Here is a 21,357-nt window from a genome sequence, read left to right as displayed (position 1 = left end):
CGGATGCACCGCCTGACCGTGGTGCAACTGCTGCCGGCGCTGCAGTCCGGCGGCGTCGAGCGCTCCACCCTGGAAATCGCCGCTGCGCTGGTGCGCGCCGGCCACCGCGCGGTGGTGGTCTCGGCCGGCGGTCGCCTGGTCCAGCCGCTGCTGGAGGCGGGCGGCGAACATCTCACGCTGGACATCGGGCGCAAGTCGTTGCTGACCTTGCGTCACGTGGTCGGCCTGCGCCGGCTGTTCGCCGAACTGGGCGCCGACATCGTGCATGCACGTTCGCGCCTGCCGGCCTGGCTGGGCTGGTACGCGTTGCGCGGCATGCCGCAGGCCACCCGGCCGCGCTTCGTCACTACCGTGCACGGGCTCAACTCGCCCAGCCGCTACAGCGCGGTGATGACCTATGGCGAGCGGGTGATCTGCGTCTCGCAGACGGTGCGCGAGTACGTCTGCACGCACTATCCGCAGACCGACACCGCGCGCCTGCGCACGATCCCGCGCGGCGTCGACATCGCCCAATTTCCGCGTCGCCCGCAGCCGGACCGCCGTGCGCGCAGCTGGGCACAGACCGTGCTGCCCGGCTTGCCGGCCGATGCGCCGCTGCTGCTGCTGCCCGGACGCGGCACGCGCCTGAAAGGGCACGCCGACGGCCTGCAATTGCTCGCCGACGTGCGCGCTGCCGGCGTGCCGGCCTGGTTGTGGCTGCCAGGCGCGCGCGAGCCGGGCCGTGATGCCTATCTGCGCGAGCTGGAAGCCGAGGCCGCCAGACTGGGCGTGGCCGAGGCGGTGGCCTTCACCGAACCCACCGCACGCATCGCCGAGGCCTATGCCGCCAGCGATCTGGTGCTGCAGCTGTCGCGCAAGCCCGAGGCCTTCGGCCGCACCGTGGTTGAGGCCCTGTCGGTGGGCCGGCCAGTGCTGGGTTGGGCGCACGGCGGCGTCGGCGAGCTGCTGGCCGAGTTACAACCCGGCGGCGCCGTGCCGGCCTTCGATGCCCATGCCTTGCGCACCCAGGCGCTGCAGTTGCTGCGGCAGGCGCCGACACCGCCCGCCGTGCTCCCCTATACGTTGCAGGCCATGCAAGCGGCCACCCTGAAGGTCTATGACGAACTCCGCCGCTGAGGCCATCCCACCCGCGTCCGCGCTGACCCCCGACGCCGGTCGCTGGGCGCCGCTGTGGGTGCTCCTGTTCGTGGCGCTATGGCCCACGCCCGGGCTGGCCGAGACGGTGTTGTCGCTGGGCGCGCTGTTTGCGGCCTACCGCCTGCTGCATGCGCGGTTCCGTGGCGGCACCCGGCTGCTCAGTGGTGCGGCCTGGGCGCTGACCAGCGTGCTGTTCTTCGCGTACTGGTTGCCGCAGATGCTGTCGGCGTTCGATGCGGTGGACGTGGGGCGCGCGCTGCGCAAGTCGGCCACCGATCTGCGCTATCTGCCGTTCATGTGGTTGTGCGCGATCGCGGTGGCCAATGCGCAGCGGCGTCGGCGCACCTTCACCGGCCTGGCGGTGATCGGCGGGGTGTGGACACTGGATGCGCTGCTGCAGGCCGTGTTCGGCAGCAGCCCGTTGTTCTTCGGCCTGGATCAGATCAAGCAGCTGATCAGCGGGCATGGTCTGTGCACGCCGCAGGAGCTGGCCCTGGTCGACCGCCTCAGCGGCGTGCTGGGGCCGTGCAATCTCAAGTTCGGTCAGACGCTTGCGAGCCTGTCGCCCTTCCTGCTGCTGGCACTGGGGCGGCGCAATGCCTGGGCCTGGGCGGGCGCTGCGGCGGCGGTCGGCGTGGTGCTGGTGCTGGCGGGGTCGCGGGCCTCGTGGATCACCTACGGCGTGATCGTGCTGCTGTCCGGCTGGCAGTTGCTGGGTGGCCGCCGCCTGCTTGCGGTGGCGGTGGTCGGCGCACTGCTGGCGGCCGGCGTGGTGGCGGTGGCGCCGCAGGCGCGCGAGCGGATCCAGCGCACCGCGCTGGCCTTCAGCGATGACCAGCAGGGCGTCGACCAGGCCTTGTCCGGGCGTGCGCAGATCTGGGGCGCAGCGCTGTGCATGATCCACGCGCATCCACTCAATGGGGTGGGCGCCCGCGGCTTCCGGCAGGCGTATCCGGCCTGCAATCCGGCACCCGCGCAGGCGCCGGCCTGGGGCGATGGGCCGGCCTTCCATGCGCACCAGATCGTGCTGGAAATCCTGGCCGAAACCGGGGTGATCGGGTTGCTGCTGTGGCTGGCCGGTGCGGCGCAGGCCTGGCGCGCGTGGCGCTATTCCAGCCTGGCCGCGCGCGAGCAGGCACGCCCGGCGATGATCGCGCTGGTGGCCACGGTGTTCCCGCTCAACACGCATCTGGCGTTCTATTCCAGCTTCTGGGGCGGGCTGAGCCTGATGCTGGCCGGCCTGTATGCCGGTGCCTTGCTCAACGACGACGCAGATCAGCCGCCGCCGCGCTGAGGATCCTTTGCGGTGCTGCGGCTGCACGCGCCGCCTGCATCCAGATACGCGATATCAACGATAAAAATCGCTGCGCCCACCCGGCTGGCGTTTGAAGCGCCGATGGATCCACAGGTACTGGTCCGGCGCCTCGCGCACCATGTCCTCGATCGCCGCATTGACCTGCGTGGTATCGGCGATCACATCGTCGGAGGGGATGTCTGCCAGCGGCGGTGCGATCTTGAGGAGGTAGCGGCCACCTTCGCGCCGATGGAAGTACGGCACCACCGCGCAACCGGTCAGCCGCGCCAGCTGATGGGTGGCGGTGATGGTGGAGGCCGGATGCCCGAAGAACGGCACGAACACGGTGTCCTTGCCGCGCATGTCCTGATCCGGCGCGTACCACAGGAAACCGCCGCGCTTGAGGTGCTTGATGGTGGCGCGCAGATCCTCGTTGGCGAACATGTGCGTGGCATAGCGCAGCCGCCCGCGCTTGACCGCCCACTCGAACACCGGGTTGCGATGCTTGCGGTACATGCCGGCCAGCGGCACGTAATCGCATAGCAGCCGCCCGCACATCTCCAGCGTCATGAAGTGGCCGGACACCAGCAACACGCCGCGTTTTTGTTCCTGCAGGCGCTGCAGGTGTTCCAGCCCTTCGACCTGCACGCCCGGGCGGATCGCATCAATGCTGCCCCACCAGGCGCGCGCGAATTCGAACAGGCCCACGCCCAGCGCATCGAAACTGTCGCGCAACAGCCGCGCCCGCCAGGCATCGTCCTGTTCGGGAAAACACAGCTTGAGGTTGACCTCGGCAGCGCGCCGACGCGTGCCGGCCAGGCGCATCGCGATCCAGCCCACGCCACGCCCCAGCGCACGCTGCAGCATCCAGGGCAGGCGTCCGGCGATCACCATGACGACAAGGGCCAGGTACATCGGCCAGTGCCTGGGGTTGCGCAGGGAAGGGCGGACAGCGACGTTGGCGGGCTCGGACATGGGGCAATTCTAAGGGATCATGCGCGCGCGGCAGCGTGCACATGCGCACGCCGCAACGCTCCCGTATCCTGCACCGATGCGGAAAGACCCGATCGAATGGCTGTTGCGCGGACTGTACTCGGCGCTGTTGTACCTGTTGCTGCCGGTGACGGTGTACCACCTGGTGTGGCGCGGTTTTCGCGTCCGCGAATACTTCAACCGCTGGAACGAGCGCTATGCCTCCTACACGCACGCCTGCGGTCGCCCGCGCGTGTGGGTGCATGCGGTGTCGGTGGGCGAGGTCAATGCCGCCGCGCCGCTGGTCAACGCCCTGCGTGCGCAGCGCCCGGATATCCGTTGGGTCATCACCACCATTACCCCCACCGGCTCCGAGCGCGTGCGCGCGGTCTGGGGCGATGCAGTGGACCACGTGTATCTGCCCTACGACGTGCCCGGCAGCGTCGGTCGCTTCCTGGAGCATTTCCGCCCGCGCCTGGCGTTGATCCTGGAAACCGAGCTGTGGCCGAACATGTTGTTCGGCTGCCGCGACCGCGGGATTCCGGTGTACATCCTCAACGCGCGGCTGTCGGCGCGCTCGCTGCGTGGCTATCGCCTGCTGGCACCGTTGATCAGCCGCGCGCTGCGCACCGTCACCTGCGTGGCGGCGCAGTCGCACGACGATGCCGAACGCTTCGTCACGCTGGGTGCGCGGCCCGACCAGGTGATCGCGCTGGGCAATCTCAAATTCGATATCGCCGCGCCTGCACAGCTGCAGGCCCTGGTCACGCAGTTCCACACGCACGTGCCGGCCTCGCGGCCGGTGTGGATTGCCGCCAGCACGCACGAAGGCGAGGAGGCGGCCGTGGCCGACATCCATGCGCGCCTGCTGCTGCAGTTTCCGGATCTGCTGATGTTATGGGCGCCGCGCCACCCCGAGCGCTTTCCCAAGGTCGAGGCCGTGGCGCGCGAGCGTGGCTGGGCCGTGTCCACGCGTAAAAGCCAGCAATGGCCGCAGGCGCGCGACAAAGTGTTTGTCATAGATACCCTGGGCGAGCTGATGAGTTTCTACGCCTGTGCACAGGTCGCCTTCGTCGGCGGCAGTCTGCAGCCGATCGGCGGGCACAACCTGCTCGAGCCGGCGGCAGTCGGCACGCCGGCCGTCACCGGCCCGCATCTGCACAATTTCTCGGAGATTTCGCGGCGCATGCGCGAGGCCGAGGCGGTGACCATCTGCGAAGATGCCGACAGCGTGTACCACGATCTGGCGCGCCTGCTCGGCGACCCTGTCCAGCGTGAAGCGATGGCCGCGGCAGGGCTGGCACTGGTCGCCAACGGCAAGGGCGCAGTGGCGAGGACGCTGGTGCAGATCGCGCCGCACCTGCCGCCGGTGGTGAGCGAGGGTGCCGCGTCCTGAGGATGTCACTGCGGCTGCGTCGCAGTGTGCAGTGCCCCTGGAGCAGGCACGCCAACCATCCTTGATGATCCTTGTCAGCCAGCGTCGCAAGGCCTTGTGCGGCATGGATGCCGCCACGGACTTCCGGCGTGTTCCGTGATGATGGGCGGGCAAGGCTCCGCAGCCAATCCGCGGATGATCGGCCGACACGCGATCGCATCACATCGCATCACGCACAAAAAAGGCGGGCCTGTGCCCGCCTCTTCAGTCATGCCGAGATCTTCTTATTGCAGCGAGCCACTGCCCTGCAGCTTGGACTCGGCATCCTGCGACAGCAGCCGGTTCACATCCTGCAGGTCGGTGATGTTGAGCTTGCCGATCGCCTGGCCCAGCAGCAGGCGGTTCTGCAGGAAGGTGTAGCGCGACTGTGCATAGTTCAGCTGCGCCTGGAACAGGGTGCGCTGGTTCTGTACCACGTCCAGCACGGTGCGCGTGCCGACTTCCAGGCCGACCTGCGAGGCGTCGTATGCGGCCTGCGCGGAAACCACGGCCAGGCGACGGGCTTCCACTTCGCTGATGCCGGCAACCACGGTCTGGTAGGCATTGCGCGTATTGCGATCCAGCGCGCGCTTCTGCTGCTCGTAGGTGTCCTGCTGGATATCGCGGCGTGACAACGCCTGGCGCACGGCCGACTGGGTGGCGCCGCCGGCAAAGATCGGAATCGACAGCGTAAGGCCGATCGAATCGGTGTCGATATCGCGACCCTGCGTGGTGAAGTTGCCTGCGGCCTGATCGATGGTGCCTGCGCCTCCCCAGCTGTTGCTGCGGCCGACATTGGCACCAAGGTTCAAAGTCGGGTAATGGCCCGCACGTGCGGCATTGACCTGTGCCTCAGCCGCGCTGACCTGCAACTGCTGCGACTTCAGCGCCGGGTTGTCGGCGATGGCAGTGGCCACCAATTGATCGACATTGCTGTACGCCGCCGGGACTTCGGGGCGGAAGTCTTCGGGAAGTGCGCGCAAGGACGTGACCGGCTGGCCGGTGAGTTCGGTCAAGGCCTGGTAGTAATCCTTCAAGGTGTTGCGCGCGTTGATCGTGTCGGCACGCGCCTGGTCGTACTGGGCACGCGCTTCATGCACGTCGGTGATCGGGGCCAGGCCCACTTCCAGCCGCTTGTCGGCGTAATCGAACTGCTTCTTGGCGGCCGCTTCGTTGGTCTCTGCCGCCGCCAGCGATTCGATGCCGACCAGGACCTGGAAATATGCCGCCGAGGTGCGGGTGATCAGGTCGTTGTTGGCCGATTCCAATGTGAAGTCGGCTGCCTTGGCCACTTCGCGCTGCGCACGCAGATTGGCGAACTGCGCCCAGTTGAAGATGGTCTGGCTGCCCTGGATCGCGTACTGACGCTGCTTGGTGGTCGAGCGCCCATCCACACCTTCCAACTCGCGGTGCGACTGGGTGTACCCGGCAGTGCCGTCCAACTGCGGCAACAGCGCCGCACGCGCCTGCACTTCGCCCTCCCGATTGACCAGCCGGGTGGACTCGGCCACTGCCAGCTGCGGATCGCCGTTGCGGGCCATTTCGTAGACCTGCAGCAGATCGGTGGCGTTCGCGGCCATCGGAGACAGGGCGGCGGCCAGCGCCAGGACGAGGGATCGGCGGATCATCGGGGAAGCTTCCTTGGGAATCAGAATCAGAATTGGAATCGGGGCGTCGGTGCGGCGCCCTGGAGATAGGCGAGGTCGGTTTCGAACAACGATTCGATGCGCGGAGCGTTGACGTCGCCACGGACCAGGACCGCTTCCATCACCGGTTCGTGACCGCGGACCACGAACAGGCGCCCGTTCGGCCGCAGCCATTGCAGCCATTGCGTCGGCAGCGTATCGACCGCGCCGGTCACGCAGATGGCATCGAAGCGGCGCTCGCTCTGCCAGCCGAACACGTCGGCGGTTTCAATCCGCACGTTGCTGCCCAGGCCGCTGCTGTCCAGATTGGCGCGGGCAGCGGCGGCCAGGGCCGGATCGATCTCCAGGCTCAGCACTTCGCGGGCGAGCGCGGCCAGGCAGGCGGTGGAAAACCCGCTGCCGGTGCCGATTTCCAGCACGTCTTCGCCCGGCTGCAGGTCCAGTGCCTGCAACATGCGGCCTTCCACCACCGGCTTCATCATCTTGTGGCCGGCCGACAGCGGGATTTCCACATCGACATAGGCCAGGGTCTTGTAGGCCTCGGGCACGAAGGCCTCGCGCGGCAGGCGCGCCAGCACGTCGAGCACACGCAGGTCCAGCACGTCCCACGGCCGGATCTGCTGTTCGACCATCTTTTCGCGGGCCTGGGAGAAATCGATCGTCATGGTGCGGTTATCCAACGCGGTGGGGCAGGCATTTTACCGGTGCACGGGGCAACTGGCGCATCTAGCATCGCTGCGCGCCGGCAAACGACGCAGTGCCGGAAGTCATCGCCACCAAAGGCCGGGGGCGGTCAGCGCGGCGCATACGCCCTCAAGAAGAAATCCACGCTGGCCTGCAAGTGCTCGTCCACCTGCGCGCGGGTGGGCTGGCCGTGCAGGCCGCACATCATCAGCGCATACAGCTCGCCCTTGAGCAGGCAGAAGAACTGGGACGCGGCGCGTGCCACATCGTCGATCTTCAGCTGCCCATCGGCCACGCGTGCGGACAGGAAATCGGCCAGCGCCCGTTGGGTTCGCTTGGGGCCGGCATCCCAGAACATCTCGCGTACATGCACGTCGCCGGTACCGGGCGCCATCATCATGCGGTGGGTGGCAATGGCCGACTCGGTGCTGACCATGGCGAAGAAGGCATCGGCGATTTCGATCAGCTGATCGCGCAGCGCGCCCTCGGGAGCATGATCGAACAGGTCGTCCGGCATCATATGCTGGCATTGCGCACGGATCGCCTCGGAAAACAGGCTCTCCTTGTCGCCAAAATGGCTATAGACGGTGAGCTTGGACACGCCCGCCTGGGCGGCAATGCCATCCATGCTTACCCCGGCATACCCCTGCTCCATGAACATGGTGCGGGCAGCGCCAAGAATGGCGGCGCGTTTCCCAAGATCCTTGGGCCGTCCGGGGCCGTTGCTCCTGGCCTTGGACTTGAGGGGGGGCGAGCTGGACATGCTGCCAATACTAGACCATCGGGTTCTATATTTATACTCGCTGCCGGTGGAATGCAGGCAAGCGCTCAGGAACGGCCGCGCCCAGGCGTTAGCTGCGCACCAGCTTGGTTATGGCCGGTAATTGTTTCGGCTGAATGCCTCCCGGTGTCATGGTGCATCCCATCGGTGTGGGGAATCCACCTAGCGCGTTGAAAAACCCCCGGTGATAGATTGGCTAACGGTCTGTCGGCGCACGTCGGCAGCCCCTTTGGCCAGCACAATGAGGGGATGGGGAGCGTGGACAGGGTCGGGGCGCATGCGCAGACGGGCTGCGTCCGCAGCACATGCGTGCGGCGGACCGGGCTGCTGTGGCGATGGGCATTGCTGGCCTGCGTGCTGTTCGGCGTCTGGCCGGCCGGCGCCCAGCCGCCGACCCATACCGCGTACCACACCGTCACGCGCTGGAGCATGGACGACGGCCTGCCGCACAATCTGGTGCATGCGGTGGCACAGGGCGCCGATGGCCTGATCTGGCTGGGCACCTGGGAAGGTGTGGCGCGCTTCAACGGCCGTGACTTCACCGTGTATGACCGTCAGAACACACCGGGCGTCGAGCTGGGGGGCGTGTTCGTGGTGACACGCGACAGCGCCGGCGGGATGTTGTTCGGCACCGCCTTCGATGGGGTCTACCACTACCAGGACGGCCACTGGCAGCAGCTGGGCGATGCTTCGGCACGGCACCTGGCAGTCAGTGCACTGCTGCGCTGCGCCGATGGCGCATTGTGGGTGGGCACGCCGCAGACGCTGTACCGCATCGAGCCGGACGGGCGGGTGGTGGACGTCGGGCGCCAGGCCGGCCTGCCGCGCGCGCGCATCACCGCGCTGGCGGCCGATGCCGATGGCGATTTGTGGGTGGGCACCGAAGTGGGGCTCTATCGTCTGCCCCGCGATGGCATTGTGGCCGAGGCCTGGGGCAAGGCACATGGCATGCGCGCCGCACCGGTGCGACGGCTGGCCAGCGATCGTCAGGGCGGCCTGCTGGTCGCTGGCGACGACGGCGTGTGGTGGTGGAGCCGCGGTGGCGGACTGCAGCGTTTCCGGCAAGGCCAGCGGGTGGATGCATTGCTGCTGGATCGGCGCGGACATCTGTGGATGAGCCTGCCGTCGGGCACGCTGGTGGTGCATGGCGGCGCGGGTACGCCGGACGAACAGATCGCCATTTCGGGCGTCGCCAGCCCGGCGTTGCTGGAAGACGCCGAGGGCCTGATCTGGGTCGGCAGCACGCACGGCCTGTTCCGCATTGCCGAAGGCGCCGCGCATGGCGTCACCCACGAAGACGGCCTGGCCTCGGACTACGTGCGCACGGTGCTGCAGACCGGCAACGGCACCGTGTGGGTGGGCAGCGCGGTGGGCCTGGACCGCTGGCACAACGACCGGATCAGCCGCGTGTCGGTGGTGCCGAACGAGGGCGGCCGCGTGCTGGAGCAATCGGTGCTGGCCCTGGCCGATGCCGGCGATGGCGGCGTCTGGGCCGGCACGTACAGCCAGGGTGTGGTGCGCCTGGATGCGCAAGGGCGCGTGCTGGCGCGCATTGGTGCGGCCGACGGCCTGCCGTCGCTGTCGGTACGCGCGGTGTTGCCCGATGGCCAGACGCTGTGGATCGGCACCACCGCCGGGCTGGTGCGCTGGCGCGATGGCAAGGCACGCCGCTTCACCGCCGCCGACGGCGTACCCGATGGCTCGGTGCAGGTGCTGTATCGCGATACGCAGGGCAATGTGTGGATCGGCACCGATCGTGGCATGACTGCGCTGTCGGCAAATGGCAGTACACGCGCATGGCTGGGCGAGCAGGATTTCCCCGGGCAGAACGCGTTCGACTTCCTGCGCGATACCAATGGCGACCTGTGGATCGCCAGCGATCGCGGCCTGCTGCGCCTGAGTGGAGAGACCTTCCGCGTCTACGACCACCGGGTCGGGCTGCCGCGCGACAAGGTGTTCCGGGTGATCGACGACGGCCGCGGTTATTTCTGGTTGTCGAGCAACCACGGCGTGTTCCGCATCGCGCGCAGCGACTTCGACCAGCTCGATGCCGGCACGCGCGAGCAGTTGAGTGTGGAGGTGGTGGATCGCAGCGACGGCATGCCCGGCAATCAGGGCAATGGCAGCAGCGCGCCGGCAGGCTGGATGACCCAGTCCGGGCAATTGCTGTTTCCCACCGCTGCGGGCCTGGGCGTGATCGATCCGGCGCGCGTGGGCACCTTGCAAGGCCATCGCGTGCCGATCGTGTTCGAGCGGCTGCTGGTCGACGGCACGGTGCAGCCGCTCAATGGCTTGCATCGCTTCGGCGCGGAGACCCGGCGCATCGCCATTGTCTATGCGGGGCTGAATTATCGTGGCCCGGACAAGGTGCGCTACCGCTACCGGCTGGAAGGCTTCGACCCGGACTGGGTGGACGCCGACAGCGCCAGCGAAGCGGTCTACACCAATCTGCCGCCGGGCCGTTTTCGTTTCCGCGTCCAGGCGATGTCGCTGCCGGTGGACTGGCGGCAGACCGCGCTGGTGGGCGAATCCAGCCTGGTGATCGCACTGGCGCCGCCGTGGTGGCGGCGTGGCGAAGTGATCGCCCTGGGCATCCTCGGACTGGGCAGCCTGATCTACGGGCTCTATCTGTGGCGCACCGCCAGCTACCGCCGTCGTCAGCGCCAACTCAATACGGTGATCGACGCACGCACCCGCGAGTTGAGCGACAAGAACCTCGCGCTGCAGCAGGCCAGCCAGGAGCGCGAAGCCCTGATGCGCCAGCTCGAATACCGCGCCAGCCACGACGTGCTGACCGCCTTGCCGAATCGGCGCGAGGCCGAGCGCGTCCTGCAGCAATGGTTCGATGATGCGCGCGCCGGTGGTCCCTCGCTGGCGTTGGTGCTGATGGATATCGACCATTTCAAGCGCATCAACGACGAGTACGGCCATGAGGTCGGCGATGCGGTGCTGCGCGCGATCGGCGAAGCATTTAACGAGCAGGATCAGGCGCAGTGCTTCGCCGCGCGCCACGGTGGCGAAGAGTTTCTGCTCGCGGCAGTGGGGGTGGACGTTGCACAGGCACGCGCGCTGTTCGAGCGCATGCGCCAGCGGCTGGCGGCGATCGGCATCGAGACGCAGGGCACGACGGTGCGCTGCACCGCCAGCATGGGCATGGCGATGAGCGATGAAGCACCGAGCCGCCGCGAACTGCTGGCACTGGCAGACCGCCGCCTGTACCAGGCCAAGCGGCTGGGGCGCGACCGCTTGGTGGATCAGTAAGCCTGTCGCGTTGCCAGGGGCATGGCGCTGCCGCGCTTACTCCTGCAACTGGTCCGCCTGCGCGTTCAACAAGGCGACAAACGCCTGCGCGGCGCGCGACAGGGTGCGCCCGCCATGGGTCACGCAGCCCAGCTCGCGCGACAGCGTCACATCGGCCAGCGGCAGCGCCACGATCTGGTGATCGATCATGCGTTCCGGCAATACGCTCCACGCTAGGCCGACCGACACCAGCATCTTGATCGTCTCCAGATAGTTGGTGGTCATGCGCAGGCTCGGCACCAGCCCATGCCCGGCGAACAGACCGGCGACGATGCGATGGGTGAACGTGCCCGGATCCGGTAGCACCGCCGGATGCGCCACCACATCCTCCAGCGACACCGCGCGCAACGCGGCAAGCGGGTGATCGGGCGCCACCACGAACTGCAGGCGGTCATGCCAGATCGGTTGCGCGCGCAGCGGCGCACGCGTGTCCGGTGCCAGCGTGGTGACCGCCAGCTCCACCTCGCCGCGCAGCACCGCGGCATAGGCCAGCTCCGAATCCAGGAACTGGATGTCCAGCGCTGCGTGAGGATGCTCCGCGGCGAAGCGGCGCAGCAGGGCGGGCAGGCGATGCAGGCCGACATGATGGCTGGTGGCCAGGCTCAGCCGCCCGCCGACCGCCGCGCCAAGATGCTCCAGCACGCGGCGGGTGTCCTGCAGCTCGGCCAGGATGCGTTGCGCACGCGGCAGCAAGGCCTGGCCGGCCTCGGTCAGCACCACCTGGCGGCCCAGGCGGTCGAACAGCCGCGCCGACAGTTGTGCTTCCAGCAAGGCGATCCGCTTGCTCACCGCCGGCTGGGTGAGGTGCAGGGCCTCGCCGGCGGCCGAAAAGCTGCCGCTTTCGGCAATCGCCACGAAGGCGCTGAGGCTTGCCAGGTCCATTGCCATTCCCAAATTTCATTTGTTGAATAAACAATATGAATTTGCGTTATCGAAGGCAAGCTCCTAGCATCGAACGCAGCCAGGTGGGCACTCCCACCATCCGCCAACCGGATCGCCGCAATGACTGCCAAGACGCTGTACGACAAGCTGTGGGACCTGCACGAGGTCACGCGCCGCGACGATGGTTCGTCGCTGATCTACATCGACCGCCACATCCTGCACGAAGTGACCTCGCCGCAAGCGTTCGAAGGCCTGCGCCTGGCCGGGCGCAAGCCGTGGCGCATCGACGCCAACATCGCCACGCCCGACCACAACGTGCCGACCACGCGGGCCGAGCGCCAGGGCGGGCTGGAGTCGATCTCCGACGAAGTCTCGCGGCTGCAGGTGCAGACGCTGGATGAGAACTGCGACGACTTCGGTATCCTCGAGTTCAAGATGAACGATGCGCGCCAGGGCATCGTGCATGTGGTCGGCCCGGAGCAGGGCGCCACCCTGCCGGGCATGACCGTGGTCTGCGGCGATTCGCATACCTCCACCCATGGCGCGTTCGGCGCGCTGGCGCACGGCATCGGCACCTCCGAGGTCGAGCATGTGCTGGCCACGCAATGCCTGATCGCCAAGAAGATGAAGAACATGCAGGTGCGGGTGGAGGGCACGCTGCCGTTCGGGGTGACCGCCAAGGACATCGTGCTGGCGGTGATCGGCAGGATCGGCACCGCCGGCGGTAATGGCCATGCGCTGGAATTTGCCGGTAGCGCGATCCGCGCCCTGTCGATGGAAGGGCGCATGACCATCTGCAACATGTCCATCGAAGCCGGTGCGCGCGTGGGCATGGTCGCGGTGGACGAAAAGACCATTGCCTACGTGCAGGGCCGCCCGTTCGCGCCAAGGGGCGCCGACTGGGAGGCCGCCGTCGCACTGTGGCGCACGCTGGTTTCCGATGCGGACGCGCACTTCGACACCGTGGTGGAGCTGCGTGCCGAAGACATCAAGCCGCAGGTCAGCTGGGGCACCTCGCCGGAAATGGTGCTGGCGGTCGACCAGCAGGTGCCGGACCCGGCAACCGAACAGGATCCGACCCGGCGCGACTCGATCGAGCGCGCGCTGAAATACATGGGTTTGCGGGCAAACCAGCCGATCACCGAGATCCGCCTGGATCGCGTGTTCATCGGCTCGTGCACCAACTCACGCATCGAGGATCTGCGCGCGGCCGCAGCGGTCGCCCGGGGGCGCAAGGTTGCCTCCACCATCAAGCAGGCGTTGGTGGTCCCGGGCTCGGGTCTGGTCAAGGCGCAGGCCGAGGCCGAAGGCCTGGACAAGGTGTTCCTGGACGCCGGCTTCGAATGGCGCGAGCCGGGGTGCTCGATGTGTCTGGCGATGAACCCGGACAAGCTGGGCAGCGGCGAACACTGCGCCTCCACCTCCAACCGCAACTTCGAAGGCCGCCAGGGCGCCGGCGGCCGCACTCATCTGGTCAGCCCGGCCATGGCCGCAGCAGCGGCGGTCAGCGGGCATTTTGTTGATGTGCGTGACCTCGGGGATTCGGGAATAGGGATTCGGGATTCGTAAAAAGCGCTCCGCCATCCCCAGCCTTTTCGAATCCCCAATCCCCAATCCCGGCCTCTCTCAATGACCCCTTTCACCCAACACACCGGACTGGTGGCGCCGCTGGATCGCGCCAATGTCGATACCGACCAGATCATTCCCAAGCAATTCCTCAAGTCGATCAAGCGCACCGGCTTCGGGCCGAACCTGTTCGACGAATGGCGCTACCTGGACGTCGGCGAGCCTGGCCGCGACAACAGCCAGCGCCCGCTCAACCCGGAGTTCGTGCTCAATTTCCCGCGCTACCAGGGCGCCAGCGTCCTGCTGGCACGCGAGAACTTCGGCTGCGGTTCCTCGCGCGAACACGCGCCGTGGGCGCTGGACGAATACGGCTTCCGCGCGGTGATCGCGCCCAGCTTTGCCGACATCTTCTTCAACAACAGTTTCAAGAACGGCCTGCTGCCGATCGTGCTGGCCGAAGCAGAAGTGGACGCCCTGTTCGCGCAATGCCTGGCCACCGAGGGCTACCGACTCACCGTGGATCTGGCCGCACAGCGCGTGCGCCGCCCCGATGGCGTGGAATACGGCTTCGAGATCGATGCGTTCCGCAAGCACTGCCTGCTCAACGGGCTGGACGACATCGGTCTGACCCTGCAGGACGCCGATGCGATCGGCCGCTTCGAGCAAGGGCATCGCGCGCGTCAACCGTGGCTGTTCGGCGCGCTGCAGTAATTCCGCCGGCACGTACCCACGCCCTGGTTGCGTCAGTACGTGCTGCGCTGTGTTGATTTCACTGACGAGGATTGCATGAGCAAGCAGATTCTGATTCTTCCCGGCGACGGCATTGGCCCGGAGATCATGGCCGAAGCGGTCAAGGTGCTGACGCGCATCGATGCGCAGCATGGGCTGGGTGTCAGCCTGGTGTATGACGAACTGGGCGGTGCGGCCTACGACAAGTACGGCAGCCCGCTGGCCGACGAAACGCTGGAGCGCGCACGCGCCGCCGACGCGGTGCTGCTGGGTGCGGTGGGTGGCCCGCAATGGGACACCATCGATCCATCGCTGCGCCCGGAGCGCGGCCTGCTCAAGATCCGCTCGCAGCTCGGGTTGTTCGCCAACCTGCGTCCGGCGCTGCTGTATCCGCAGCTGGCCGATGCCTCCACGCTCAAGCCTGAGGTGGTGTCGGGGCTGGATCTGTTGATCCTGCGCGAGCTCACCGGCGGCATCTATTTCGGTCAGCCGCGTGGCACGCGCACGCTGGAAAATGGCGAGCGTCAGGCCTACGACACGCTGCCCTACAGCGAAAGCGAGATCCGCCGCATCGCCAAGGCCGGCTTCGAGATGGCACGCCTGCGCGGCAAGAAGCTGTGCTCGGTCGACAAGGCCAACGTACTGGCATCGAGCCAGCTGTGGCGCGCGGTCGTCGAAGAGGTGGCCAAGGACTATCCGGACATTGCGCTGTCGCACATGTACGTGGACAACGCGGCGATGCAGTTGGTGCGTGCGCCCAAGCAGTTCGATGTGATCGTGACCGACAACATGTTCGGCGACATCCTGTCCGACCAGGCGTCGATGCTCACCGGCTCGATCGGCATGCTGCCTTCGGCCTCGCTGGATGCCAACAACAAGGGCATGTACGAGCCATGTCATGGCTCGGCGCCGGACATCGCAGGCAAGGGCATTGCCAATCCGTTGGCTACCATCCTGTCGGTGGCAATGATGTTGCGCTACACCTTCGCGCAATCGGCTGCAGCGGATGCCATCGATCAGGCTGTCGGCAAGGTGCTCGACCAGGGCCTGCGCACCGCCGACATCTGGTCGGAAGGCACGACCAAGGTCGGCACCGTGGCAATGGGGGATGCAGTGGTGGCAGCGCTGTAACAGCGCCCGCATTCCTGAAGCGTTGTGGTGCGCAGGAGTGGCCGGCATGCGGGTGTTGGTCGGTAGCGCGATGCCGCATCCCTGTCCTCACCTGGCGACAGCAATTGGTGGTGCTTGCGCGCGTGCCGGCGTGGGACCTTGAGCGGCATGGATGCCGCGCCAGAGCCTACACGGACGTACTTGCGGCGTGTCCCACGCCGGTACGCGTGCAAGCGCCCGCAGGAGACCGGAGCACTCTCATGGAACGCCAGATGTCGTACACAAGGCCGGTCGGTGTGCGGAGTTGGTCGGCGGCGCGGCGCCGCATCCGGTGTCGGGACACGCCGTAAATCCGTCCCTGGAGGCTCGGTGGCGGCATCCATGCCGCCACACGGTCCCGCACCCGGACGCGACACCACGCTCCCAATATTGCCGCCTCTGATCGGCAAGCAATGCTTTTAAGTTCGCGTGGAACGCCAGGTGTCGTGCGCAAGATTGATCGGTAAGCGGAGCTGGTCGGCAGCGCGGTGCCGCATCCAGTGTCGGGACACGCCGTGAATCCGTCCCTGGAGGCTCGGTGGCGGCATCCATGCCGCCACACGGTCCCGCCCCCGGAAGCGACACCACGCTTCCACCATTGCTATCGCTGATCGGCAAGCAATGCTTCAAGCACGTGTTGATGCCTGCAGACTTCCCAGCCGATGTAATCGGCAAGCCATCTATCTGCTCACGTCGCCAGGATGGACGCTCCGAAGGACCTCCAGCTCAGCATGCCCTCTGCATTTCTTTCCGCAACCGATAGCAATTGGTGGTGCTTGCGCGGGTGCCGGTGTGGGACCTTGAGCGGCATGGATGCCGCGCCAGAGCCTACATGGACGTACTTGCGGCGTGTCCCACACCGGTACACGTGCAAGCGCCCGCAGCAGACCGAAGCATTCGCACAAAACCGGCAGATCTCGTGTGCGAGGTTGTTTTGTGTCGGTACGAGTGCACGCGCCCGCAGCAGCCCGACGCACTTGCAAGAAAGTTGGAACACCAAAACCAAAACGGCCAGCAGATCACGCTGCCGGCCGTCAGGTCTTATCGTCTAGCAAACTACCGTTATTACGCCACCGCAGCCGTCTTACCCGCGACCACGCCGCGCTCGCGCTGACGCAACAGGCGGTTGGCCACGTCCAGCCAGGCCAGTGCGCTGGCTTCGATGATGTCCTTGCTGGTGCCGGTGCCTTCGTATTCCACGCCGTCGTGGCGCACGCTCAGGCTGGCTTCGCCACGTGCGTCCGCGCCGATGCCCACGCTGTGCACCTGGTAGCTGTCCAGCTCCAGCTTCACACCGGTGGCCGAGGCCAACGCGCCGAATAGCGCGTCCACCGGACCATTGCCCTGCGCGGTTTCGGCCACGCGGTTGCCTTCCGGATCGGACAATTCCACCAGCGCATTGGCACGGCTGCCGACATCGCTGATGGTCATCGACGCCAGGCGGTAGCCTTCCTGCACGGTGGCGTCCTGCATCAATGCCTGCAGGTCCGCGTCGGTGACCACGCGCTGCTTTTCGCACAATGCCTTGAACTGCTCGAAGACCAGTTTGACCTCTTCTTCCTCCAACAGATATCCCAGGGCACGCAGGCGCTGCTCCACTGCCGCGCGGCCGCTGTGGCGGCCCAGGACCATCTGCGAGGACTCCCAGCCCACGTCTTCCGGACGCATGATTTCGTAGGTGCCGCGATGGCGCAGCATGCCGTGCTGGTGGATGCCCGACTCGTGCGCGAACGCATTGCCGCCCACCACCGCCTTGTTGCGCTGCACCGGCATGCCGACCAGGCGTTGCAGCAACTGCGAGGTGGAGACGATGCGTGGGGTGTTGATGTCGGTATCGATGTTGTAGAACGCACCGCGCACCTTCAGTGCCATGGTGATTTCTTCCAGTGCACAATTGCCGGCGCGCTCGCCGATGCCGTTGATGGTGCATTCGACCTGGCGTGCACCGCCTTCGATCGCCGCCAGCGAATTGGCCACCGCCAGACCCAGATCGTTGTGGCAGTGCGCACTGAAGATGACCCTGTCGGCACCTTCCACGCTGGCGATCAGGCGCGAGAACATGCCGCGGATTTCCTCCGGCGTGGTAAAGCCCACGGTGTCCGGCAGATTGATCGTGGTGGCACCGGCGGCGATCGCCACGCGCGCGACCTCGGCCAGGAAATCCTCTTCGGTGCGGGTGGCGTCCTCGGCGGAGAACTCGACATCGTCGATATAGCCGCGCGCCAGCGTCACATGCCTGTGCACCGATTCCAGCACCTGCTCGCGGCTCATGCGCAGCTTGTGCTCGCGATGCAGCGGGCTGGTGGACAGGAAGACATGCAGGCGCGGATTGGCAGCCGCTTCCAGTGCACGTGCGGAAGTTTCGATATCGGCCTGCAGGCAGCGCGACAGCACCGCCAGCGTGGGGCGACGCAATTCGCGGCCGATCATCGCCACCGCCTCGCGGTCGGAATGCGAACTGGCCGGGAAACCGGTTTCGATGATGTCCACGCCGAGCTCGTCCAGCGCGCGCGCCATCACCAGCTTTTGCTGGGGCGTCATGCTGCAACCGGGGGATTGCTCGCCGTCGCGCAGGGTGGTGTCGAAAATTCGGATACGCGGGGTCTGGTTGGATACGGTCGTGTTCACCAGGATGACTCCTCTACGGCGATGGCGTTGACAGGCGTTGAAGCGACTGCGGATGGGCGGGAAAGAACGGGTGTTTCGGGAAGTGACTTGGCGCTGCGTTCGTTGCGCAGCCGCTCGGTATTGCGACGACGCGGCTTGCGTGGCGGCCGCGGCCGCACCTCGGACAAAAGTGTGGCCAGAACAGTTGCGTCGATATTACCGCCAGAGACCACCGCGCACTTGCGTTTGCCTGAAACGCGACGACCGGCAGCCAGTGCCAGCGCGCCAGCGCCCTCGGCGATGACGTGTTCCTCCAGCGCCAGGCGCACAAGGGTTTCGCGCAATTCGGCCTCGCGCACGATCACCACATCGTCAAGCAGGCTCGAGCACAGGCGGCGGGTCAGAAAACCGGGAATCTTGACCTTCACGCCATCGGCCAGCGTGGGGACCGGAGTGATTTCGCGGAAGTCGCCGCGCACGGCACGGGCCATCGAATCGACGCCCTCCACCTGCGCGCCGACGATGCGCACGCCTTGCGATTTCAGTGCCAGCGCCACACCGGAGGCCAGCCCGCCGCCGCCAATCGGCACGATCACCACGTCAGGGGCATGCGCAGCCAGTTCGATGCCGACCGTGCCTTGCCCGGCGATCACGTCCGGGTCGTCGAAGGCGGACAGAAAACGGTAGCCGTTCTGCTCGGCCAGCTCACGCGCGAACGCAAACGCTTCGTCATAGCTGTTGCCATGCTGGCGGACGGTGGCACCCCAGTGCGCGACGCCGGCAATCTTGGTCTGCGGCGCGCCGTAGGGCATCACGGTGATGGCCTGCACGCCCAGCCGGTACGCCGACCAAGCCACGCCTTGCGCATGGTTGCCGGCCGATGCGCAGATCACCGGGCGCTCGTCGCCGCGTTCCAGGCCTGCCAGCAACGCGTTCAATGCGCCGCGCACCTTGTAGGAGCCGGTGCGCTGCAGGTTTTCCAGCTTCAACCACACACCGAAGCGCTCGGCGTAATGCAGCGGCGTCGGCGACAGGTACTTGCGCAGACGTGCCTGTGCGGCCAGCACGTCGGCCACGCTGACGGCCACGTCGCCTACGTCTGGCTCCTGCGGGGAGGGGCGGCCGGAATCAGGCATTGCGGCACGCGCACGGCCGATCCGGAAGAAGACACCTCCGGATGGCGATTTGCTGGTCGCGCGAGGTCTGGGCGTTCATGCCGCAACCTCGACCGAGTCCAGCGCGGTGATCACCACCGACTCGCAGTCGTACACTTTTTCCAGCTGCAGGCGCAGCGTCTCCGGCGGGCGCGTGCTGTCCACGTCCAGTTGCAGATGCCAGCGGCCGGCATCGTCCGGTGCGCAGGCGCCCTGGATGGCACAGGGGCGAAAGCCGCGTCGCTCGGTCATGCCGAGCACGCGCACCAGGGCGCCTTCGGCCGGCGTCAGCACCAGATCAAGCCGGTAACGCATGCGATGTCTCCTTGGCCGCGTGTGCGGGATTGCTGTCCAGCATGGTGCTGTTGGCGTTGTTGGGCGGCACCAGTGGCCACACGTTGGCGCGTGCGTCGATGGCCACGTGCAGCAGGCCGGGGCCGGGTTGTGCCAGCAGCTCGGCCAGCGCCGCGTCCACGTCGCCGCGCGCGATGATGCGCTTGGCGGGGATGCCGAAGACCTGCGCCAGCGCCGCAAAATCCGGATTGTCGGACAGGTCGATCTCGCTGTAGCGCTCGGCAAAGAACAGCTCCTGCCACTGCCGCACCATGCCCAGCGAACTGTTGTCCAGCAGCACGATCTTCACCGGCAGCTTGCAGCGTGCAATCGTCACCAGTTCCTGCACGTTCATCATGAAGCTGCCGTCGCCGGACACCAGCACCACGGTGCGGTCGGGGCAGGCGAACTGCGCGCCCATCGCCGCCGGCAGGCCGAAGCCCATCGTGCCGAGCGCGCCGCTGGTGAGGTGGTTGCGCGGATCGTTGAAGCGGCAATGCTGGGCTACCCACATCTGATGCTGGCCCACATCGCAGGCGATGATGGTGTCGGCCGGGGCCACTTCGCTCAGGCGCTTGAGCAATGCCGGCGCGTAGATATCGGTACCGGGTGCGTCGTAGCGCGCGCCGAATTTCTCGCGGTTGGCAAAGCAGCGCGTACGCCATGCCTGGCAATTGCCACGTGCTGCGCTCAATGCCTTCAGACTGACCGCCACATCGCCGGGCACGGCGATGTCGGCCGTGCGCAGCTTGGAAATTTCATAGGCGTCGGCATCCAGGTGGATGACGCGTGCGAAGGGTGCGAATTCGCTCAGCTTGCCGGTGGCACGGTCGTCGAAGCGCGCGCCGACAACGACCAACAGATCGCATTCCTGGATCGCCATGTTGGCCGCACGCGTGCCATGCATGCCCAGCATCCCCAGATAATCCGGATGCGCATGCGGCAACGCGCCCAGGCCGCGCAAGGTCAGCGCGGTGGGGATGCCGGTGGCTTCGACAAAGCGCCGGAACGCCTCCACCGCGCCGGCCAGCGCGATCCCGCCACCGCCATAAACCACCGGGCGTTCGGCACTGGCGATGGCCGCCAGGGCCTGCGCCAGTTTTGCATCTTCCGGCGCCGGGGGCGGCAACACCGCCGCCGGCACGTGATCGGGCAGATGCGACGCGTCGGCAATCTGCACGTCCTTGGGCAGGTCGATCAGGACCGGCCCGGGACGCCCCTCGCGCGCGATGCGGAACGCTTCGCGCACCATGCCCGGAAGATCCTCCACGCGCCGCACCAGGAAGCTGTGCTTGACGATCGGCATGGTCATGCCGAACACATCCAGTTCCTGGAACGCATCGGTGCCCAGCAGCGGCGTGGCGACCTGGCCGGTCAGGCACACCATCGGGACCGAATCGAGCATCGCATCGGCGATGCCGGTGACCAGATTGGACGCGCCCGGGCCGGAGGTGGCCACGCACACGCCGACCCGGCCGCTGGCACGGGCGTAGCCGTTGGCGGCCAGGGCGGCGCCCTGTTCGTGACGGACCAGGATGTGCTTCAGCCTGGAATCCACCAGGGCGTCGTAGAACGGCATGATGGTGCCGCCCGGATAACCGAACAGCGTTTCCACGCCCTCGGCTTCCAGGGCCTGCGTCAGCCAGCGCGCGCCGTTGCGGGGCGTGCTGTGTGCGGAGGTGTTCATGCGTTGCGGACCTTCGGTGTTA

At 66.9% G+C, this 21,357-nt stretch carries 16 protein-coding genes; 7 read left to right on the top strand and 9 right to left on the bottom strand.

Features of this window, described 5'->3' with window-relative positions:
* The first annotated feature begins 3 nt into the window (after positions 1-3).
* Both EO174_RS10930 and EO174_RS10925 read left to right on the top strand, forming a co-directional pair.
* On the top strand, positions 4-1,116 hold the full coding sequence (locus EO174_RS10930; protein ID WP_126944504.1) for a glycosyltransferase: 1,113 nt from the start codon (positions 4-6) through the stop codon (positions 1,114-1,116).
* Positions 1,097-2,431 carry an O-antigen ligase gene (locus tag EO174_RS10925; protein ID WP_104648811.1) on the top strand — a complete coding sequence of 445 codons (1,335 nt, stop codon included), beginning with the start codon at positions 1,097-1,099 and terminating at the stop codon, positions 2,429-2,431. The genes EO174_RS10930 and EO174_RS10925 overlap by 20 nt, the downstream gene beginning before the upstream one ends.
* A gap of 54 nt (positions 2,432-2,485) precedes the next feature.
* On the opposite strand, the gene EO174_RS10920 is transcribed toward EO174_RS10925, so the two are convergent.
* Complete coding sequence (locus tag EO174_RS10920) at positions 2,486-3,406, bottom strand: LpxL/LpxP family Kdo(2)-lipid IV(A) lauroyl/palmitoleoyl acyltransferase (RefSeq protein ID WP_126944503.1); 921 nt, start codon at positions 3,404-3,406, stop codon at positions 2,486-2,488.
* Positions 3,407-3,482: 76 nt separating this feature from the next.
* On the opposite strand from EO174_RS10920, the gene waaA reads away from it, so the two are divergent.
* On the top strand, positions 3,483-4,799 hold the full coding sequence (waaA, locus tag EO174_RS10915; protein WP_126944502.1) for a lipid IV(A) 3-deoxy-D-manno-octulosonic acid transferase: 1,317 nt from the start codon (positions 3,483-3,485) through the stop codon (positions 4,797-4,799).
* Positions 4,800-5,062: 263 nt separating this feature from the next.
* Here the strand turns inward: waaA and EO174_RS10910 are convergent, their stop codons facing one another.
* From EO174_RS10910 to EO174_RS10900, 3 genes are all read right to left on the bottom strand, one after another.
* Positions 5,063-6,445: a TolC family outer membrane protein gene (locus EO174_RS10910; protein ID WP_104584020.1), complete on the bottom strand. Its 1,383-nt coding sequence runs from the start codon at positions 6,443-6,445 to the stop codon at positions 5,063-5,065.
* A 26-nt stretch (positions 6,446-6,471) separates the two neighbouring features.
* The gene (locus EO174_RS10905; protein WP_104648815.1) at positions 6,472-7,128 is read right to left on the bottom strand and encodes a protein-L-isoaspartate O-methyltransferase; all 657 of its coding nucleotides are present in this window, start codon (positions 7,126-7,128) and stop codon (positions 6,472-6,474) included.
* A 128-nt stretch (positions 7,129-7,256) separates the two neighbouring features.
* Positions 7,257-7,910, bottom strand: coding sequence for a TetR/AcrR family transcriptional regulator (locus tag EO174_RS10900; protein ID WP_104584022.1), 654 nt, complete (start codon positions 7,908-7,910; stop codon positions 7,257-7,259).
* A gap of 267 nt (positions 7,911-8,177) precedes the next feature.
* On the opposite strand from EO174_RS10900, the gene EO174_RS10895 reads away from it, so the two are divergent.
* Entirely contained in the window at positions 8,178-11,189 is a 3,012-nt protein-coding gene (locus EO174_RS10895; RefSeq protein WP_164740173.1) for a ligand-binding sensor domain-containing diguanylate cyclase, read from the top strand.
* Positions 11,190-11,225: 36 nt separating this feature from the next.
* Here the strand turns inward: EO174_RS10895 and EO174_RS10890 are convergent, their stop codons facing one another.
* The gene (locus tag EO174_RS10890; RefSeq protein WP_126944501.1) at positions 11,226-12,110 is read right to left on the bottom strand and encodes a LysR family transcriptional regulator; all 885 of its coding nucleotides are present in this window, start codon (positions 12,108-12,110) and stop codon (positions 11,226-11,228) included.
* A gap of 120 nt (positions 12,111-12,230) precedes the next feature.
* Between EO174_RS10890 and leuC the strand changes: the two genes are divergently transcribed.
* From leuC to leuB, 3 genes are all read left to right on the top strand, one after another.
* On the top strand, positions 12,231-13,679 hold the full coding sequence (gene leuC, locus EO174_RS10885) for a 3-isopropylmalate dehydratase large subunit (protein WP_126944500.1): 1,449 nt from the start codon (positions 12,231-12,233) through the stop codon (positions 13,677-13,679).
* A gap of 60 nt (positions 13,680-13,739) precedes the next feature.
* Complete coding sequence (gene leuD / locus EO174_RS10880) at positions 13,740-14,387, top strand: 3-isopropylmalate dehydratase small subunit (RefSeq protein ID WP_104584025.1); 648 nt, start codon at positions 13,740-13,742, stop codon at positions 14,385-14,387.
* A gap of 75 nt (positions 14,388-14,462) precedes the next feature.
* On the top strand, positions 14,463-15,536 hold the full coding sequence (gene leuB, locus EO174_RS10875) for a 3-isopropylmalate dehydrogenase (protein WP_126944497.1): 1,074 nt from the start codon (positions 14,463-14,465) through the stop codon (positions 15,534-15,536).
* A gap of 1,083 nt (positions 15,537-16,619) precedes the next feature.
* Here the strand turns inward: leuB and EO174_RS10870 are convergent.
* From EO174_RS10870 to ilvG, 4 genes are all read right to left on the bottom strand, one after another.
* Complete coding sequence (locus tag EO174_RS10870) at positions 16,620-18,182, bottom strand: 2-isopropylmalate synthase (RefSeq protein ID WP_119127399.1); 1,563 nt, start codon at positions 18,180-18,182, stop codon at positions 16,620-16,622.
* Entirely contained in the window at positions 18,179-19,297 is a 1,119-nt protein-coding gene (locus EO174_RS10865) for a threonine dehydratase (RefSeq protein WP_126944494.1), read from the bottom strand. The genes EO174_RS10870 and EO174_RS10865 overlap by 4 nt, the downstream gene beginning before the upstream one ends.
* 75 nt (positions 19,298-19,372) lie before the next feature.
* Positions 19,373-19,630: an ACT domain-containing protein gene (locus EO174_RS10860; RefSeq protein WP_104584030.1), complete on the bottom strand. Its 258-nt coding sequence runs from the start codon at positions 19,628-19,630 to the stop codon at positions 19,373-19,375.
* Positions 19,614-21,335 carry an acetolactate synthase 2 catalytic subunit gene (gene ilvG / locus EO174_RS10855; protein ID WP_126944491.1) on the bottom strand — a complete coding sequence of 574 codons (1,722 nt, stop codon included), beginning with the start codon at positions 21,333-21,335 and terminating at the stop codon, positions 19,614-19,616. The genes EO174_RS10860 and ilvG overlap by 17 nt, the downstream gene beginning before the upstream one ends.
* Between the last annotated feature and the right edge of the window lie 22 nt (positions 21,336-21,357).

This window comes from Xanthomonas sp. BRIP62418 (assembly GCF_003993495.1).
GTDB classification, from domain to species: domain Bacteria; phylum Pseudomonadota; class Gammaproteobacteria; order Xanthomonadales; family Xanthomonadaceae; genus Xanthomonas; species Xanthomonas euroxanthea.
The sequence above is the reverse complement of the archived record's forward strand: the minus strand, read 5'-3'. Positions and strand labels throughout refer to the sequence as shown.

Coding starts and splice junctions, on each gene's coding strand:
- EO174_RS10930 (WP_126944504.1), top strand. CDS start 4: ATGCACCGCCTGACCGTGGTGCAACTGCTGCCGGCGCTGCAGTCCGGC.
- EO174_RS10925 (WP_104648811.1), top strand. CDS start 1,097: ATGACGAACTCCGCCGCTGAGGCCATCCCACCCGCGTCCGCGCTGACC.
- EO174_RS10920 (WP_126944503.1), bottom strand. CDS start 3,406: ATGTCCGAGCCCGCCAACGTCGCTGTCCGCCCTTCCCTGCGCAACCCC.
- waaA (WP_126944502.1), top strand. CDS start 3,483: ATGCGGAAAGACCCGATCGAATGGCTGTTGCGCGGACTGTACTCGGCG.
- EO174_RS10910 (WP_104584020.1), bottom strand. CDS start 6,445: ATGATCCGCCGATCCCTCGTCCTGGCGCTGGCCGCCGCCCTGTCTCCG.
- EO174_RS10905 (WP_104648815.1), bottom strand. CDS start 7,128: ATGACGATCGATTTCTCCCAGGCCCGCGAAAAGATGGTCGAACAGCAG.
- EO174_RS10900 (WP_104584022.1), bottom strand. CDS start 7,910: ATGTCCAGCTCGCCCCCCCTCAAGTCCAAGGCCAGGAGCAACGGCCCC.
- EO174_RS10895 (WP_164740173.1), top strand. CDS start 8,178: ATGGGGAGCGTGGACAGGGTCGGGGCGCATGCGCAGACGGGCTGCGTC.
- EO174_RS10890 (WP_126944501.1), bottom strand. CDS start 12,110: ATGGACCTGGCAAGCCTCAGCGCCTTCGTGGCGATTGCCGAAAGCGGC.
- leuC (WP_126944500.1), top strand. CDS start 12,231: ATGACTGCCAAGACGCTGTACGACAAGCTGTGGGACCTGCACGAGGTC.
- leuD (WP_104584025.1), top strand. CDS start 13,740: ATGACCCCTTTCACCCAACACACCGGACTGGTGGCGCCGCTGGATCGC.
- leuB (WP_126944497.1), top strand. CDS start 14,463: ATGAGCAAGCAGATTCTGATTCTTCCCGGCGACGGCATTGGCCCGGAG.
- EO174_RS10865 (WP_126944494.1), bottom strand. CDS start 19,297: ATGCCTGATTCCGGCCGCCCCTCCCCGCAGGAGCCAGACGTAGGCGAC.
- EO174_RS10860 (WP_104584030.1), bottom strand. CDS start 19,630: ATGCGTTACCGGCTTGATCTGGTGCTGACGCCGGCCGAAGGCGCCCTG.
- ilvG (WP_126944491.1), bottom strand. CDS start 21,335: ATGAACACCTCCGCACACAGCACGCCCCGCAACGGCGCGCGCTGGCTG.